This window comes from Leisingera sp. ABM4_103 (assembly GCF_056158685.1).
This window is the reverse complement of the sequence record NZ_JBSWTU010000005.1, coordinates 3,605,601-3,622,165: the sequence shown is the minus strand read 5'-3', so window position 1 is coordinate 3,622,165 and position 16,565 is coordinate 3,605,601. Positions and strand designations below refer to the sequence as shown.

At 63.1% G+C, this 16,565-nt stretch carries 16 protein-coding genes, 2 tRNA genes and 1 pseudogene; 8 read left to right on the top strand and 11 right to left on the bottom strand.

The window, feature by feature from the left end; translation table 11 throughout:
* Positions 1-37 precede the first annotated feature (37 nt).
* The 3 genes from ACXAED_RS19560 (at position 38) to ACXAED_RS19550 (ending at position 2,666) form a co-directional block, all read left to right on the top strand.
* Positions 38-1,513: a leucyl aminopeptidase gene (locus tag ACXAED_RS19560; protein ID WP_475052569.1), complete on the top strand. Its 1,476-nt coding sequence runs from the start codon at positions 38-40 to the stop codon at positions 1,511-1,513.
* Between the two features lie 6 nt (positions 1,514-1,519).
* On the top strand, positions 1,520-1,978 hold the full coding sequence (locus ACXAED_RS19555; RefSeq protein ID WP_475052567.1) for a DNA polymerase III subunit chi: 459 nt from the start codon (positions 1,520-1,522) through the stop codon (positions 1,976-1,978).
* Positions 1,979-2,114: 136 nt separating this feature from the next.
* Positions 2,115-2,666 (top strand): CHAP domain-containing protein, encoded by a 552-nt coding sequence (locus ACXAED_RS19550; RefSeq protein WP_475052566.1) that lies wholly within the window; start codon positions 2,115-2,117, stop codon positions 2,664-2,666.
* Between the two features lie 19 nt (positions 2,667-2,685).
* Here ACXAED_RS19550 and ACXAED_RS19545 read toward each other — a convergent pair whose 3' ends face one another.
* From ACXAED_RS19545 to ACXAED_RS19530, 4 genes are all read right to left on the bottom strand, one after another.
* Positions 2,686-3,102 carry a globin domain-containing protein gene (locus ACXAED_RS19545; protein ID WP_475052564.1) on the bottom strand — a complete coding sequence of 139 codons (417 nt, stop codon included), beginning with the start codon at positions 3,100-3,102 and terminating at the stop codon, positions 2,686-2,688.
* 117 nt (positions 3,103-3,219) lie between these two features.
* Positions 3,220-3,801, bottom strand: coding sequence for a retropepsin-like aspartic protease family protein (locus ACXAED_RS19540; protein ID WP_475052562.1), 582 nt, complete (start codon positions 3,799-3,801; stop codon positions 3,220-3,222).
* A gap of 44 nt (positions 3,802-3,845) precedes the next feature.
* Positions 3,846-4,466, bottom strand: a complete 621-nt coding sequence (locus ACXAED_RS19535; RefSeq protein WP_475052561.1) for a MarC family protein — start codon at positions 4,464-4,466, stop codon at positions 3,846-3,848.
* Complete coding sequence (locus ACXAED_RS19530; RefSeq protein ID WP_475053156.1) at positions 4,463-6,319, bottom strand: ABC-F family ATP-binding cassette domain-containing protein; 1,857 nt, start codon at positions 6,317-6,319, stop codon at positions 4,463-4,465. The genes ACXAED_RS19535 and ACXAED_RS19530 overlap by 4 nt, the downstream gene beginning before the upstream one ends.
* A gap of 200 nt (positions 6,320-6,519) precedes the next feature.
* On the opposite strand from ACXAED_RS19530, the gene ndk reads away from it, so the two are divergent.
* Positions 6,520-6,942, top strand: coding sequence for a nucleoside-diphosphate kinase (ndk, locus tag ACXAED_RS19525; protein ID WP_475052560.1), 423 nt, complete (start codon positions 6,520-6,522; stop codon positions 6,940-6,942).
* A gap of 61 nt (positions 6,943-7,003) precedes the next feature.
* Here the strand turns inward: ndk and ACXAED_RS19520 are convergent, their stop codons facing one another.
* The 3 genes from ACXAED_RS19520 to ACXAED_RS19510 form a co-directional block, all read right to left on the bottom strand.
* Complete coding sequence (locus tag ACXAED_RS19520; RefSeq protein WP_475052559.1) at positions 7,004-7,525, bottom strand: DUF4112 domain-containing protein; 522 nt, start codon at positions 7,523-7,525, stop codon at positions 7,004-7,006.
* Positions 7,518-7,688, bottom strand: a complete 171-nt coding sequence (locus ACXAED_RS19515) for a YqaE/Pmp3 family membrane protein (RefSeq protein ID WP_008553983.1) — start codon at positions 7,686-7,688, stop codon at positions 7,518-7,520. Before ACXAED_RS19515 ends, ACXAED_RS19520 begins: the two co-directional genes overlap by 8 nt.
* A 130-nt stretch (positions 7,689-7,818) precedes the next feature.
* Positions 7,819-8,166 (bottom strand): TfoX/Sxy family DNA transformation protein, encoded by a 348-nt coding sequence (locus tag ACXAED_RS19510; RefSeq protein ID WP_475052557.1) that lies wholly within the window; start codon positions 8,164-8,166, stop codon positions 7,819-7,821.
* A gap of 170 nt (positions 8,167-8,336) precedes the next feature.
* On the opposite strand from ACXAED_RS19510, the gene ACXAED_RS19505 reads away from it, so the two are divergent.
* The gene (locus tag ACXAED_RS19505) at positions 8,337-9,566 is read left to right on the top strand and encodes a cytochrome P450 (protein ID WP_475052555.1); all 1,230 of its coding nucleotides are present in this window, start codon (positions 8,337-8,339) and stop codon (positions 9,564-9,566) included.
* Between the two features lie 27 nt (positions 9,567-9,593).
* Here the strand turns inward: ACXAED_RS19505 and ACXAED_RS19500 are convergent, their stop codons facing one another.
* The gene (locus ACXAED_RS19500; protein WP_475052554.1) at positions 9,594-10,208 is read right to left on the bottom strand and encodes a response regulator; all 615 of its coding nucleotides are present in this window, start codon (positions 10,206-10,208) and stop codon (positions 9,594-9,596) included.
* A 320-nt stretch (positions 10,209-10,528) separates the two neighbouring features.
* Between ACXAED_RS19500 and ACXAED_RS19495 the strand changes: the two genes are divergently transcribed.
* A complete protein-coding gene (locus tag ACXAED_RS19495; RefSeq protein WP_475053154.1) occupies positions 10,529-11,017 on the top strand; it encodes a putative pterin-binding protein in 489 nt (162 codons plus the stop codon).
* A gap of 25 nt (positions 11,018-11,042) precedes the next feature.
* Positions 11,043-13,526: an ATP-binding protein gene (locus ACXAED_RS19490; protein ID WP_475052552.1), complete on the top strand. Its 2,484-nt coding sequence runs from the start codon at positions 11,043-11,045 to the stop codon at positions 13,524-13,526.
* Between the two features lie 120 nt (positions 13,527-13,646).
* Here ACXAED_RS19490 and ACXAED_RS19485 read toward each other — a convergent pair.
* The 3 genes and pseudogenes from ACXAED_RS19485 to ACXAED_RS19475 form a co-directional block, all read right to left on the bottom strand.
* A tRNA-Asn gene (locus tag ACXAED_RS19485) sits at positions 13,647-13,721 on the bottom strand.
* Positions 13,722-14,000: 279 nt separating this feature from the next.
* Positions 14,001-14,075, bottom strand: a tRNA-Asn gene (locus ACXAED_RS19480).
* Between the two features lie 69 nt (positions 14,076-14,144).
* Positions 14,145-15,063: pseudogene (locus ACXAED_RS19475) on the bottom strand (MBL fold metallo-hydrolase).
* Positions 15,064-15,147: 84 nt separating this feature from the next.
* Between ACXAED_RS19475 and ACXAED_RS19470 the strand changes: the two are divergent.
* Positions 15,148-16,467 (top strand): ATP-binding protein, encoded by a 1,320-nt coding sequence (locus ACXAED_RS19470; protein WP_475052549.1) that lies wholly within the window; start codon positions 15,148-15,150, stop codon positions 16,465-16,467.
* The last annotated feature ends 98 nt before the right edge of the window (positions 16,468-16,565 follow it).

Sequence of the window (16,565 nt, the reverse complement as noted above, 5' to 3'; positions counted from 1 at the left end):
CCAACAATCAGATTATACCAGCAGGAGTTCGCGAAAAATGAGCAGTCTTACCCCGATCCGTTTTGCCGAATACGATCCCAAGGCGCTGGCAGAGATGACCGGCCGTGTGGCGGTGATGGTCACGCCTGAGGGCAGCATGGATCAGGCGGCGCGTAGCGCCAACCGGCTGAGCAAAGGCGCCATTGCCCGGCTGATCGAGTCCGAGGGGTTCAAGAAGGCCAAGAACGGCGACGTGATCTCTGTGAGCTGGCCTGCGGGGATGCAGGCGGAAGCGCTGGACGTGCTGGTGCTGCCGCGCAAGCTGACGCCGGTGGAGGCGCGCAAGGCAGGCGCCAATCTGGCCAAGGGAGCCGCAGGCAAGCGTCTGACGGTAATGGCCGGCGGCATGAACAAGGCTGCCGACCTGACCCAGGGGATCGCGCTGCGGGGCTATGAGTTTGACAACCACAAGTCGCCGAAAGACGACAAGCCTGAAGGCGAGGTGGTGATTGCCTGCAAGGCGCCGGCGGATGTGGAAGCCGCTTCTGCACCGCTTCTGGCGGTCGCCGAGGGCGTGCACATGACCCGCGATCTGATCAATGAACCGGCCAATGTGCTGACCACTACGGAGTTCGCCCGCCGTATCGAGGAGATGAAAGAGATCGGCCTGGAGGTCGAGATTCTGGAAGAGGCGGACCTGGAAAAACTGGGCATGCGCACGCTCTTGAGCGTCGGGCAAGGCTCTGACAGCCCCTCCAAGGTGGCGGTGATGCAGTGGAAAGGCGGCGCCAAGGACGCAGCACCGCTGGCGCTGGTCGGCAAGGGCGTGGTGTTCGACACCGGCGGCATCTCCCTGAAGCCCGCCGGCGGCATGGAAGAGATGACCATGGACATGGGCGGCGCAGGCGTGGTGACCGGCACCATGAAAGCGCTGGCCCTGCGCAAGGCCAAGGCCAATGTTGTCGGTCTGGTGGGCTTGGTGGAAAACATGCCGTCGGGCAATGCCACCCGTCCGGGCGACGTGGTGAAGTCTATGAAGGGCGACACGGTGGAGATCATCAACACCGACGCCGAAGGCCGTTTGGTGCTGTGCGATGTGCTTTGGTACGCGCAGGAACAGTTCAAACCGGCGGGAGTGATTGATCTCGCGACGCTGACCGGCGCCATCATCATCGGCCTGGGGCATGAGAATGCCGGTGTGTTTTCCAATGACGATGATCTGTGCAGTGCCTTCTTGAAGGCCGCCAGCGCTGAGGATGAGGGCGCCTGGCGGATGCCCTTGGGCAAGGCCTATGACGACCAGCTGAAGTCGCGTATCGCTGACATGAAGAACGTGGGCGGACGGCCCGCAGGGTCGATTACCGCGGCGCAGTTCCTGCAGCGGTTCATCAAGGACGATATGCCGTGGATCCATCTGGACATTGCGGGCGTGGCCTCGGTCAAATCGGACACGTCTTATGCGCCCAAAGGGGCGACAGGCTGGGGCGTGATGGCTCTGAACCGGCTGGTCGCGGATAAGTTCGAGGCGGAATAAACACAGATGGGGGCTGCCTATTTCTATCATCTGACCCGCAGGCCGCTGGAAGAGACCCTTCCGGTCCTCCTGGAAAAGGCGCGCGGGGCGGGCTGGCGCATTGCGGTGCGCGGGCGCGATCCCGAGCGCATGGCCTGGCTGGATGACCGTCTGTGGCTGGGGCCAGAGGAGAGCTTTCTGGCCCATGGCCTGGCGGGCGGCCCCCATGATGCGTTGCAGCCGGTTCTGCTGACCGCGGGACCGGAGGCGGCCAACGCCCCTGATTGCGTGATGGCGGTGGATGGAGCCGCCGTCAGCGCCGAAGAAGTGCAGGCGCTGAGCCGCGTCTGCATCCTTTTCGACGGCACCGACCCGGAGGCCGTCCAGCATGCCCGCACCCAATGGAAAAGCCTGACGGACGCCGGTTGCTCCGCCCAGTACTGGTCCGAAGAAAGCGGGCGCTGGGAAAAGAAGGCCGAAAAATAGGCCGCCCCGCCCAAGTGATCGGCGGGATTCCGCCAGTTTTGTTTAGTTTTATTTCATTTGTGCAGGAAATACTCGCGTGATCGCGGGTGGCACAGTAATCCTCCCGGTCAATAGTACCAGAACACTGGGGGGACAGATGACTTTCAAGCGTGTGTTTCTGCGGCCGCGGCTGCTGCCTGTTGTTGGGGCGGCGCTGCTTGTGCTGGCAAATTGCGGTGGCCCTCAGGGCGGGGCCGTAAGCCGGACAGAAGTTGATGTCGAGCGCCTGGATTTTGCGGTTCAGGAAGTGAAGTCCCTGCGGTCCAAGGGCAAGCGTGTCTGGTGCGTTCCATTTGCGCGCAACGCCAGCGGCATCGAGATTTACGGCAATGCCAAGACCTGGTGGTCACAGGCCAAGGGTCAATTCAGCCGCGGAAAGCAACCGCAGACCGGTGCAGTGATGGCCTTTCAGGCAACCCGCTCCAACCCGCTGGGCCATGTCGCGGTGGTGTCCAAGGTCGAAGATTCCCGCAGGATCGAGGTCAACCACGCGAATTGGCACCGCAACAAAGTCTCGCTGGGAATGGCAGTCATTGATGTGTCGGCGGCCAATGACTGGTCCGCCGTGCGGCTGGAAAGCAACCCAGGCGCTTTCGGGCGGGTTTATCCTATCCTCGGCTTCATTTCGGCGGATCCTGACGCCGGATGAGGCAAGGGGCGGACTGCTGTCAGCTGTTCTGAATGCCGCCGCGCTGGATCATGCGGCCGGAAATTTTCTCAAAGGCTTTTCGCCACAGGGTTTCGAGTTCCGGAGTGAAGTCCTCTTCCAGCGCGTTGCGCAGGGAATCCACCAGTGCTTCCTCCATCGGTGCAAAGTGTGAGACATGAACCCCCAGGCTTGCATGCCTTTTGCCGAGCTCCTGGAAATGCGGATCGACCGCTGATTTATCGTCAAGCTTGGCAAGAATGACGCCCAGCGTTGTCATGAATTTCATGCCTTGGCCTTCGAGGTCTTCCCGAAAGAGCTGCCGCAGCTCAGGCGCGTGACGGAACAATGCGTCGTAGAAGAACGCGGGGTCCCTGACGGCCTCGTCTTTCAGCTTGCTGTAACTATTTCTCAGTTGTTCCAGTTCTTCTTCTGTCACGGGGATATCTTGCTCCTTTCTGGTGCCGAAGTTCCCCTCCAGCTTAGAAGCTAAGCAGCCGGAATTCCTTGATCCGGCTCAATAACCCGAATTGCGGGGCTGGACTGTCTGCTGCGGCTACCGCGTCAGGACCAGGGCGCCGTTGCGGATCTCGATGCTGGACCAGCGCTGGAGATAGCCCATTCCAAGCAGCGATTGATCCAGCGCCCCCTGGTTGACCCAAACCCGCACGCCGGTGTCGGTAATGCCCCCCAGGGACATTTCATCAATCCAGACTGAGGCGGTCCGCACCTCGCCATTTGCTGTTTGCGCCCGGCCGAGATAGGCGAGGTTTTCGGTATCGATTCCAGCGCGCCGGGCGTCTCGTTCATTCAGAACGACCTGGCTGGCGCCAGTGTCCACCAGAAACTCGATGGCAGCGCCGTTCACATCCAGGGTCAGGTAATAGTGCCCGTCCGGTGCGCGTGGCACCTCGACACGGCCGGCATCCACCGCAACGTTCTGCTGGGGGCGCACAGTCTGGCGGATGTCATGCCACAGCCCGTAAGAGGCGATCACGCCAAGGAAAATGAAGCCCCAGACGGCAAACATCTGCAGCGTCTTGCCAAGGCTTTGGCGGTTCTGCACGAAAACCCAGGATCCCACTGCCACCAACAGGATCGCCAGATAGATGAACCGCCCGATTTCATAGTCGCCCATGTGCGCACCTCCTGAACAGAATGTAGGCGGTCCAGGGCGGTATGCTAGGCGGCAAAGCCGAAGGCGCGCAGCCCATCGAGCACGAACTGAACCGAAAGCGCCGCCAGCAGCATTCCCAGCAGACGGGTGACGACCGTGATGCCGGTCTTACCCAGCAGCCGTTCGAACAGGCCGGAAAACAGGCACATCACCAGAAGGATCGCCAGCACCGCCAGCACCGTGCCCATGACCATCGCAAAGCCGGTGAAGCCGGGCTGCTGGCCGGTCAGAAGGATCACCGTGGCGATCGAGCCGGGTCCGGCCATCAGCGGGATCGCCAGCGGAAAGACCGACGGGTCGTCGAAGTCATCCTCTTCGCTGCGGTCCTCGCGGCGTTTGTTGCGGCGTTCGAACAGCATGTCCAGCGCCGTCAGGAACAACAGCACGCCGCCGGCAATGCGGAAAGCGGGCATGGAAATGCCGATGAAACCCAGCACCGCTTCTCCCAGCGCGGCAAACAGCGCCAGCAGGATCGCTGCGACGATCGTGGCACGGATCGCAATGGTGCGCCGCTGCGACGTGGACATGCCCTGGGTCAGGGCCAGGAATACCGGGGTCAGGCCGATCGGGTCGACGATGACGAACAGGGTGACGAATGAAGTGATCAGGAATGCGGTGTCGATCATTGCGCCTCGGCCTGCTCCAGTTTCTCCAGTGCGTCCATCCACAGGCCCTCAGCCCGCTCCAGCGCCTCGATGCATTCAGCGTGCTTTTTCTGCCAGACCGCCATATCCGACGCTTTTCCCGGTTCGTACAGGCTAGGGTCGGCAAGCTTTTCGTCAAGCTTTTCACGCATTTCGCTGAGCTTTTCCACCCGCGCCTCGGACTTTCGAACGTCTGCGCGCAGTGCGATCAGCACATCGCGGGGGGCGCGTTTGGGCTTGGCGGGCTTTGACGTATCGGTCTTTGCTGCCGGCTTCTCCCGCGCCAGCAGCAGCGTGCGGTAGCTTTCCAGGTCGCCATCATAGGGTTTCACGGTGCCCTCCGAGACCAGCCACAGCCGGTCCGCCACGAGGCTCAGCAGGTGCATATCGTGGCTGACCAGGATGACCGCGCCGGAATAGGCCGTCAGCGCCTCCACCAGCGCCTCGCGGCTTTCGATGTCCAGGTGGTTGGTCGGCTCGTCGAGGATCAGCATATGCGGCGCGTCGATAGTGGCGATAAGCAGGCTGAGCCGCGCCTTCTGGCCGCCGGACAGCCGCCCGACCTCGGTTTCCGCCTGCGCAGCGCCAAGGCCGAACCCTGCCAGCCGCGCACGCCACTTTGCGGGCGCCTCATCCGGGCGCAGGCGGCGCAGGTGGTCCAACGGGGTTTCATCGACGTAAAGCTCATCCACCTGATGCTGGGCGAAATAGCCGATGCGCAGCTTGGAGGACCGGGTCAGCTTGCCCGCCATCAGCGGAAGCCGGTCGGCCAGCAGTTTCGACAGGGTCGACTTGCCCTGGCCGTTCTTGCCCAAGAGCGCGATGCGGTCGTCCTGGTCGATCCGCAGATTCAGCCGTTTCAGCACTTCGGTATCGCCGTAGCCGGTGATGCCGCCCTCGATTTGGATGATCGGCGGAGACATTTCCTCCGGCTCCGGGAAAGTGAAGGCGCGCAGCGCCGCCTCCTGCGGCGTGGTGATCGGCTTCATCTTGGCGATCATCTTGAGCCGTGACTGGGCCTGCACCGCCTTGGACGCCTTGTAGCGGAAGCGGTCGACAAAGCTTTGCAGATGGGCGCGGCGCGCCTCCTGCTTCTTGGCCTCTGCCGCAGCAACCGCCAGGCGCGCGGTGCGGGTTTCCGCAAATGTATCGTAATTGCCTTGGTAGAGCGTGAGCTTCCTGTCCTCCAGGTGCAGGATCGCCCCCACCGCCCGATTCAAGAGGCCGCGGTCATGGCTGACGATCACCACCGTATGCGGGTATTTCGCCAGGTAGCTTTCCAGCCAAAGCGCGCCCTCGAGGTCGAGGTAGTTGGTCGGCTCGTCCAGCAGCAGGAGGTCAGGCTGGGCAAACAGCACCGCGGCCAGCGCCACCCGCATCCGCCAGCCGCCGGAGAAGTCCGAGCAGGGGCGTTTCTGGTCCGCGTCGTCAAAACCGAGGCCCTTCAAGATCGAGGCAGCGCGCGCTTCAGCCGACCAGGCGTCGATGTCCGACAGCCGGGTCTGGATCTCGGCGATCCGCGCAGGGTCGGTGGCGCTGTCAGCTTCGGCCAGCAGGGCTGCACGCTCGGTATCGGCGGCCAGCACGGTGTCGGTCAGCGAGACATTGGAGGAGGGCACCTCCTGCGCGACACCGCCGATGCGGGCCTTGGAAGGCAGGGAAATGCTGCCGCCCTCCAGCGCCAGTTCGCCCCGGATCAGCCGGAAAAGCGTGGTCTTGCCGGTGCCATTGCGCCCGACCAGGCCAACCTTGTGGCCGGTGGGAATGGTGGCGGATGCGCTGTCGATCAGCGGGCGGCCTTCGACCGAATAGGTGATGTCCTGAATGCGTAACATGATCAGCGGTGTGGCGCAGGTGCCGGAGGCTGTCAATCGGCCTGCCGCCTTCCTCTTGCCGAAAATACCCCCGCCGGAGGCACGCGCGCCTGCGCGCGGTCTGAAAACGTCTTCCCAAGCGCCTCCAGCCATGTTACGCGGCGCGCGGAGTTTCCGGCCCGGGGATACGCCCCGCGGCCCATCAATCAGGAGAATGCCAAATGGCTCTGGAACGCACTTTCTCGATCATCAAGCCCGATGCAACCCGTCGCAACCTGACCGGCAAGATCAACGCCAAGTTTGAAGAAGCCGGCCTGCGCATCGTGGCGCAGAAGCGCATCCACATGACCAAGGAGCAGGCAGGCAAGTTCTACGAAGTGCACGCCGAGCGTCCGTTCTACGACGAACTGTGCGAGTTCATGTCCTCCGCTCCGGTGGTTGTGCAGGTCCTGGAAGGCGAAAACGCCATTGCCAAGAACCGCGAAGTGATGGGTGCCACCAACCCGGCAGACGCTGCCGCCGGCACCATCCGCGCCGAGTTCGCTGAATTGGTTGGCGAAAACTCCGTGCACGGTTCCGACGCTCCGGAAACCGCCGCCGTGGAAATCGCTTACTTCTTCTCCGGCATCGAGCTGGTCGGCTGATCTATCGGATCACCGTCTGACACCGGAAGGGGCTGCAGCTTCAGGCTTGCAGCCCCTTTTTTCATGGATCGAGGTAGCGGTTCAGCGGATGCTGCCGTATCGCGGGCTGATCCTGCGGCGGCACGGGCCTGCTCTTCACGTAAGACAGCGAGCGGCCCAGTTCCCGCGGTGCGGTCAGTTTCGAAAACGCCCGGCGACCAAGGCGCTTGGGCAGGGGCTCACCCTTTGATGAGCGGTCCTCCAGGTGGCGGCGGAGCAGGTCAGTGTTGCGCGTGTTAGATTTCCACGCGACGTCGAACAGGTCACCCACCAGCGGCACGGAGCCGATCAAGGCATCGACGCCGGTGTTCGCCGCCATCCGGGCCAATGTGCCGGTGGAGGCGCCCATCTGGTAGCCCGAGTAGATGATGTAGCCGGCGGGCGCCAGCGCCAGAGCGTCCCCGATGCCCGGAACCAGGCCGGCAATGCTGTCCCAGCCGACCCTCAACCCGAGCCCAGGGATCCGGAACGCCCGGTCCATGCGCTGCGCCAGGCGCTCAAGCGATTGCAGCTTTTGTTCGTGGTGTTGCGGCAGATCAGGCATGGCTCGGCGTCCTTGCGATGACCCAGACCGCGTGCACGATGCCGGGGATGTAGCCCAGGAGGGTCAGCAGAATGTTCAGCCAGAAGTGCTTGCCAAGACCAACCTGGAGAAAAACGCCAAGCGGCGGCAGCAGAACTGCGAAGATGATGCGGATCAGGTCCATGCCGGAACTCCTTCTGTTGCACTCATTCCTGCATGGTTAACGGCTGAACCCGGGAAAAAGTTGCATGAAGGGTGGGAGCGGCAAGACAGGTGGCCTCTCTTGGAGGCTGGCCGGATGGGGGCGTCGCAGCTTACAGGGGCTTCAGATCAGCAGGCACAGCGCGCACGCCAATGGCGTCCAATTCCGCCAGAAGCTTCGAGCTGTGCTGCGGCCGGGCGTCGGCCTTGATCGCGTCAAAGCGCTTGCGCAGCTCCTCCTTTTCCTTGCCCTTGCAGTCGTTCCAAGGGCGTCCCTGCAGAGCCATCACCAGAACATAGTAGCCGATGAAATGCGGCCGGGTGCCGGATTGCAGCAGCCGTGCATAGGCTGCATCGGGACCGATAGCGCGCAGCTCTTCGGCAGAGGCGATTCCAGCGCGGCGGCAGGCTTCCTCGTAGGCAGGGCCAAGATTGCGGATGGAGGAAATAGCTGTGTTCATGGTTTGTTTCTATCGGGTGCGGGCCGCGTTGTCACGATGGAAAGCGCGGTGTTCGTTAACCGCGCAGGACTTGTCTGACGCTGGGTCCCTTGGTGACGCGCCTGATTGACAGTCGCATTTCCCGCCGCAAGCCTTGCGGGCAGGGCAAGCGGAACCGGGGGAGAACGGCGATGAAGGAAAGCCAGCAAGCATCTGTGAACGTGGAGGGTTTTGATCTGGCGGCCCCGCCAGCCGGATTTGCGGAGGATCCGTTTCCCTTCTACGACGCCTTGCTGCGTGACGCTCCGGTGCTGCCGCAGCCGGACGGGTCGCTTCTGATTTGCCGCCATGCCGATCTGGACCGGATTTACCGCGATACCACGCTGTTTTCTTCGGACAAGAAGAAGGTGTTTGCCCCCAAGTACGGCGCAGGCTCGCCGCTGTTTGAGCATCACACCACCTCGCTGGTGTTCTCCGATCCGCCTCTGCACACACGGGTGCGCAAGATCATGACCTCGGCCCTGACCCCGCGGGCGATTGCGAAGATGGAGCCGGGGCTGATTGCCACGGTGGATCACTTGCTGGAGGAGATGGCCGGAAGGGATCAGGCGGATCTCATTGAGGATTTTGCCGCCTCCATCCCGATCCAGATCATAGGCAACCTGCTGGATGTGCCGATGTCGGAGCGTGCGCCGCTCAGGGACTGGTCGCTGGCCATCCTCGGCGCGCTGGAGCCTGTGCTGAGCGAGGAGCATCTGGCGGCGGGGCACCGGGCGGTGGAGGAGTTCAAGGACTACCTCAGCGGTCTGATTGCCCGGCGCCGGGCCCGCCCTGGCGATATCGAAACCGATGTGCTGACTCGGCTGATCCGCGGCGAGGGGGCAGAGGGCACCTTGAGCGAGATCGAACTTATCCAGAATTGCATTTTTATCCTGAATGCCGGCCATGAGACCACCACCAACCTGATCGGCAACGGGCTGGCACTGCTGCATGACAATCCGGAGCAGAAGCGGCGGCTGATGGAGGCGCCGGAGTTGATCAAACCCGCGATAGAAGAGATGCTGCGGTTCCGCTCCCCTAACCAGTTGGGCAACCGGGAAACCACCGCAGAAGTTGAGATCGGCGGACACCGCGTGCCTGCGGGCACCAACCTGCATCTGGTGATCGGCGCTGCCAACCGCGACCCTGAAGTTTTTGTAAACCCTGAAACTTTCGACATTTCCCGAAGCCCGAACCGGCATCTTGCCTTTGCTGGCGGCCCGCATGTCTGCGTCGGCCTGACACTGGCGCGGCTGGAGGGGAAGGTCGCAATCGAACGGTTCCTGCGCCGTTTCCCGGAGTATCGCCTGCTGCCTGGCCGCGTGCCCGGCGGACGTATCCGGTTCAGGGGCTACGCGGCTCTGCCGGCCAGTTTGCTCTGAATACGGTTCGGCAGGCGATGGCTTGGGTCAGAACAGCCCGGCCTCCTTGGCGGTGAGCGCTGCCTGGGTGCGGTTCTTGGCATCCAGCTTGCGGCACAGGGTGCGCACATGCAGCTTGATGGTCACTTCCTGCAGGTCCAGTTCGCGGGCGATTTCCTTGTTGGACAAGCCGCGGCATAGCCCGTTCAGCACCTCCAGCTCCCGCGGGCTGAGCTTCTGGGCCAGTGGGTGGGTGCTTGCCGCGGATTCTTCGCGCATCAGGTCGACCGGTACATAGATTTCGCCGGCGCTCATGAAGCGGACCGCATTCAGCAGCGATTGCGCCCCCATCGTCTTGGGGATGAAGCCGATTGCCCCGGCGCCCAGCGCCTCTTGCGCGGTTCTTGCGGGCGCGCTTCCAGACAGAATGGCCACGCCCTTGCCGCCGTTAGCCGCCAGCGCCCTGGCCAGCCCGTCGAGCCCCATCATACCCGGCATATTGTAGTCAAGCAGCACCAGGTCGAACGGACCCTCGCCGGAGATCTGTTCGATTGCACCGGGCAGATCAGTGGCCAGCGCGACCTCGGCGCCGCCCTCTGACCGGAGGTAGGCGGAGATCGTTTCCCGAACCATGTCGTGATCGTCTGCCAGCAAAATTCGCATGAAGCCCCTGGACCTGTTCTGCAACTCACGGTCCCAGTCTACAGCCGCAAGTGTTTCAAAACTGTCAACCTTGGAACGCGGGGGCGCCTGAAATGGAGACTGTGCTGCAGCTCCTGTGAACTTGGCGGAATATTATTGATATTAGGCCAGCCGGGCGGTGACCGGTAAGCCAACATTAGGGTGCTGGCGCTACGCTTGAGGCTGGGCACCCTTTAAGGAAGGTCAGGTTCCTATCCTCCGGTGCCGGTTTCGGGGCCGCGCCAATGTGGCATGCTTCCGGCAGATCTGTTGAGGCAAGAGGAGAGCTGCAGATGAGAGAGATGATATCGCGGGCAGGTGCGCTTGCTGCCATGCTGGTTTTGGCTTTTGCGGCTGCGGTTTCCGCAGGTGATGATCCGCAGGTGCTGCTGTCAGTACGCATGGACGGCCAGTCAGACTATGCGGCGCAATACACAATCGAGGACCTGCGCGCGCTGGAGCCCGTCACCTTTGAGACGGAGACCATCTGGACCACCGGCCCGCAGCAGTTCACCGGCGTGCCGCTGGCGGTTCTGATGGAGCGGATGGGGGTCAGCGGCGGCCAGATGGTGGCGCATGCGGTGAACGATTATTCGGTGGAAATTCCGGTGTCGGACGCGGTTGAAGGCGGGCCTATTGTTGCTTTTGAGCGCAATGGCGCGGAAATGTCGCTGCGCAACAAGGGGCCGCTTTGGTTGGTATACCCCTATGACAGCAACCCGGACTACCGGACCGAAGAAGTATTTTCGCGCAGTATCTGGCAGCTGGACCGTATCGTAATCCGGCAATGACCGGCAGGCGGGGGGCAAGCTGCTGATGCTGCACGGGTTTCCATCGGTGCCGCGCTGGGTGCTGGCTCTGGTGCTGGCGATTGCCGCGGCGCTGGCGGCGCAATCGGTGCGGCTGGGCCATCAGGTGCTGCAGGAACTGGACGGCCTGTCGACCGCGGCCACCGACAACATGCAGTGGAACCTGTCGCAGGCCGAGATAGAGCATCTCAAGCTGCAGACTGCGGTACTGACCGCCAGCGCACCCGAGGATTTGCCCCGGCTGCGGCGCCAGTTCGATATATACTACAGCCGGATCTCCACCTTTCGCGAAAGCCCGTTGTTCGAAGATCTTCGCCGCAGCCCCGCTGGGACAGGCCTGCTGCAGCAGATGCAGGACCGGCTGGACAGGATGGCGTCGGTGGTGGACAGCGGCGATCAGGCGCTTTTACGCGGTCTGCCGGACCTTGCGGAGGAACTGGAGGATAACAGCGCTGACGTGCGCGAACTGGCTCTGTTCGGCGTTGTCCTGCAGGTGGACGATTCCAAGGACAAACGGCTGAAACTCTTCACCATTCTGTCCCGCTTGGGCTGGGTTGTGCTGGCCCTGGTGCTGGCCTTGGCGCTGGCGGCGTTGCTGCTTGGGCGATTGTACCGCAAGGGCCGCCAAATGGCGATCGAACGCAGCCGCGCCGCAGCGCGGATGGAGGCGATGATTGCCTCGTCGCTTGACGCCATCCTGGTTGTTGGCGCCGACGGCCGGATTCAGGCTTTCAACGGTGCCGCGGAGTCGGTGTTCGGCTACAGCAGAGAAGAGGCTGTCGGCCAGCCGATGGTAAATCTGATTGTGCCGGACCACTTGCAAGAGGCGCACGAGGCCGGGATGAGGCGGTTACTGCAAACCGGCCAAGCGCGGGTTGTAGGCAAGGGCCGGCTGCAGCTGGAGGCGCGCCGCAAGTCCGGCGAACTCTTCCCGGTGGAGCTTTCGGTCTCGGTCAGCCAATCGGGCACCGACATCGTGTTTGTCAGTTTCCTGCGGGATATCTCTGAGCGGATTGCGGTGGAGGAAGAGTTGCGGCGCGCTCGTGACGACGCATTGGCAGGCGAACGGGCCAAGCACAACTTGCTGACAGTGATGAGCCACGAGATGCGGACACCGCTGACCGGTGTGCTGGGGGCCCTCGACCTGATCGAGGGGACCGGCCCGACGCAAGAGCAGCGCCGCTATCTCCAGGCCATGCGGGTATCGGGTGAACTGCTGCTGCATCATGTCAACGACGTGTTGGAATTGTCGCGGCTGGAATCCGGAGCCAACTCGGAAAAGCTGCGGATCTTTGATCTGGAAGAATTGGTCGGCGGTTTGGTGGAAAGCCAGCAGGCCAGTGCCAAGGGCCGGGGAATCGACTTGTCTCTGCATTGCAGCTTGCGCGGTAAACCGGTGGTCGCCGGCCGCCCCCGCGCCGTGCAGCAAGTGCTTCTGAACCTGATCGGCAACGCCTTGAAATTCACCAGCGAAGGCGCGGTCAGCGTCGATGTGATGCGCCTGCCGGACGGTGAAACGGTGGAATTCAGTGTGGCGGACACCGGCCAGGGCATCGCAGCGGAGGATCTTGACCGGATCTTCGAGGATTTCATCACGCTGGATGCCAGCTATGGCCGGGGCAGCGAGGGCACCGGGCTGGGGCTGTCGATCACCAAGCGCCTGGTGGAGGCGATGGGAGGAACTGTCACCTGCGAAAGCGAGCCGGGAGAGGGCAGCCTGTTCACGATTTCCCTTGCACTGCCAGCGGCCAAAGCGCTGCCGCGCCAGACCGAACAGGACAAGCCGCAGCATAAAGGCGGTTGCCGGCTGCTGGTCGCGGAAGACAATGACATCAATCGCGAGCTGCTGGCCACCATGCTCGGCCAGGAAGGGCACCAAGTCACCGCAGTGCCGGGCGGTGCCGAGGCGGTGCAAGCCGCCAGTGAAGGCAGGTTCGACCTGGTTCTGATGGACATCAGCATGCCCGAGGTCGACGGGATAGAGGCGCTGCGCCGCATCCGTGCCGGGCAGCTGGCCGAAGGCACAGACATCGTGGCGCTGACCGCCCATGCAGCAGCAGAGGATCACACCCGCATTCTGGAGGCCGGCTTTGCCGAGGTGCTGACCAAGCCGGTCAACAAGGCCGAGCTTTCCGATGTGATTGCTCGCCGGGCTGGAGACGGGGTCAAGGCGCTCCCCAGAACCGAGTTTGATATTCACCAGTTCTTCGAGGCTTTGGGGCAGGACCGCGCACGCAGTTTCCTGGTGTCCTTCTGTGAGGAGGTGAATCAGTTTCAGGACATTCTCCAGGAGTTTGCGGAGATGGAGGATCTCCAGCGCAAGGAAGCACACCGGCTGGCAGGTTCAGCCGCGGTCCTGGGGTTGTCGGATCTGCGCTCGGCAATGCTGGCCATTGAGAAAACCGAACTGGGAGAAAACCCTCCGCTGGCTCCATTCCAGCAGGCCTGGGCCAGTGCTGCAATGATCCTGGTACCGCATCTGCATTCCTGAAACTGGTCCAACCGCTCTGCTGTGGTATCGCGGGACAGCGACGGAAACCTATACGGCGCAGCTGCGCCAATGCGGAAGCCAAAAGGGGTCAAAGCATTGCTGCTTTGACCCCTGGAAATCTGGCTCCGGCGGTAGGGATCGAACCTACGACCAATTGATTAACAGTCAACTGCTCTACCGCTGAGCTACGCCGGAATGTGAGGCGTCGTATAAGAGTTCCAACCTGTGGCGTCCAGAGGAAATTTTGCTTTTGGGCTGATTTTTTTGCGCCTGATTTCTGGCGGGCTGCGCCTGGCGGCCGGAGGCGGGAAACCGGCTGCGGCAGCACCGCCAGCGGAGGCAATGCAGATGCCGGAAGTGCAGGTCAAACGGGGCGGAAAGGCCGTGGGTATGGATCGGAGGAAGAAAGGGCCACAAGCCGCGCCTTCTGGACGCGTCACAGCCTAAGAGGCTGTTTTCAGGTGCTTTTGGAAATGGCTCCGGCGGTAGGGATCGAACCTACGACCAATTGATTAACAGTCAACTGCTCTACCGCTGAGCTACGCCGGAACGGTTCGTGCCGTATAGCGCCCCCCGTATTGGGCGTCCAGAGGGCGCAGGGCATTTTTTGAAAAAAATTCAGCCGCCGCGCCGCTCGAAGACGGCAGCTGCTGACAGGGCCCCCTGCGCTGCCGCCAGGCCGCGGCCGCTCAGGTCCACGAGATGGGCAAACACGTTGCGCTCAGCCGCGTTCAGCAGGGCGGGCGGTGTCTCGGTATAGATCTGCTCCGCCAGCGTGCGGGCAGTGGCAGGGGTCTCGGCCAGTGCTTGCAGAATCGCGGCCTCGCGCGATTCCCGGTGGGCGATCAGCCAGTCGAGCCGCCCAGCAGGGTCCGTTACCGGGGCGCCGTGGCCGGGGTGGAACACCCGCCAGCTGCACTGGCGCAAGCGGCGGCAGGAGGCCATGAAATCGGTGAGGTCGCCATCCGGCGGCGACACCAGCGAACTGGCCCAGCCCATCACGTGATCGGCGGTAAAGCAGGCGTCCCCCCATGCCAGCGCGATGTGGTTGCCGAGGTGACCGGGCGTGTGAATCACTTCCAGCGCCCAGCCGTCGCCGGTGATGACCTCACCGTCGCCAACGGTGATATCCGGCGCAAACCCCGTGTCGATGCCTTCGCCGCCGCCGGCCAGCCCGCTGCCTGCCAGCCGGGACATCACCTCGCTGCGTCCCGCGTCCGCGCCCCCGAAGGCAAAAACCGGCGCGCCGGTGGCTTGGCTCAGGCCGCGCGCAAGGGGGGAGTGATCCAGATGGCAGTGGGTCACGATGATATGGGTGATCTGCTGGCCTGGCCGGACCGCGGCGAGAATCGCCTCCAGATGCTGCGCGGAGTTCGGGGCCCGGGTCGATCACCGCCAGGCTGCCGGTTCCGATCAGATAGGTGTTGGTGCCGCGGTAGGTCATCGGAGAGGGGTTCGGCGCCAGAATGCGGCGCAGGCCCGGCTCCAGCTCAACGGCGAGGCCAGGCTGCGGGTTGAAATCGTCTGATGCCTGCATGGTCTTGCCCCGCTGCTGTTTTCCTGCACTGATGCGCCGGAGGATCGGCTTTCCTCTTTTCCTGGCGCCCTATAGGCTTAGCCCATGTCCTTCAATTGGCTCAAACAATATATGCCGCGCAGCCTATATGCCCGGGCGGCCCTGATCCTGGTGGTGCCGATCGTGGCGCTGCAGATCGTGGTCTCGGTCGTGTTCATCAAGCGCGATCTGGAAGATGTGACGGTGCAGATGACCGCCACCATACAGCGCGAGTTTGAACTTTTGCGCCAGGTGGCGGATTCGGCGCCGGATCAAGAGACGGCGCTGACGAAAATGGCGCCGCTGCTGCAGCCGCTGAAAATGGAAGCCCGCTACCTGGCGCCCGGTGCGCCGCTGCCTGAGGACCAGTTCAGCCTGATCGAATTCTCCGGCCGGGTGGTCCGTGACGAGCTGGAGAAGACTTTGCCAGGGTTCCTGGCCGCACGCTTTCCGGCTGATCGTAAGGTGCTGGTCTATTTCAACACCGCGCACGGGCTGGTGGAGCTGAGCTTTGACCGCCGCCGCCTGACCGCGGCAGCGCCCCATCAGTTGATCGTCACCATGATGCTATTCGGCTTCCTCATGATGCTGATCTCTTTTCTTTATATGCGCAACCAGCTGCGCCCGATCAAGCGTCTGGCAAATGCCGCCGAAGCCTTTGGCCGCGGCCGGGTGGAGCCTTATTCGCCCGGCGGAGCAACCGAGGTGCGCGCTGCCGGCAGTGCGTTTTTGGATATGCGGGCGCGGATCGAACGGCAGATCGAACAGCGCACCCTGATGCTGTCGGGGGTGAGTCATGATTTGCGCACTCCACTGACCCGGATGAAGCTGGAACTGGCGATGCTGGACGAGGAGGACGCGGCGCCGATGCTGCGTGACGTGGATGAGATGCACGCTCTGCTGGACGCTTTCCTGGATTTCTCCCGCGGGGCAGCTGTGAGCGAGCCGGAACCGGTGGACCCGCATGAGCTGGTGCGCACCATTATCAGCGACTGGCAGCGCCAGGAGAACCAGGTGTCGCTGGGCGAGATGAGCGGGGCAGGAGAGGTGATGCTGCGGCGCCAGCCGGTGCGGCGGGCGGTGGAGAACCTGATATCCAATGCCGTGCGTTACGGTACCAAGGCCCGGGTTTCGGTGGCGCTGACGGAGCGGTCACTGCGCATCCGGGTCGAGGACGACGGCCCGGGCATCCCTGCGGGACAGCGCGGCGATGCGGTCCGGCCCTTTACCCGGCTGGATCCGGCGCGCAACCAGAACCGGGGTTCCGGTGTCGGCCTCGGACTGGCGATCGTAGCGGATACTGCGCGCGCGCACGGCGGGACGCTTCGGCTGGGGGAAAGCGCCGACCTTGGCGGGCTGAAGGCGGATATCGTCATCGCCCGCTGATCCTGAGGCCGCCCTGGCAGTACTCTGACTATCTGGGTGTTGCGCGAGACCGCGGCGCACCGCACGCCGGCTTTCCCTGATGTTGTTGTTTTGCAGGT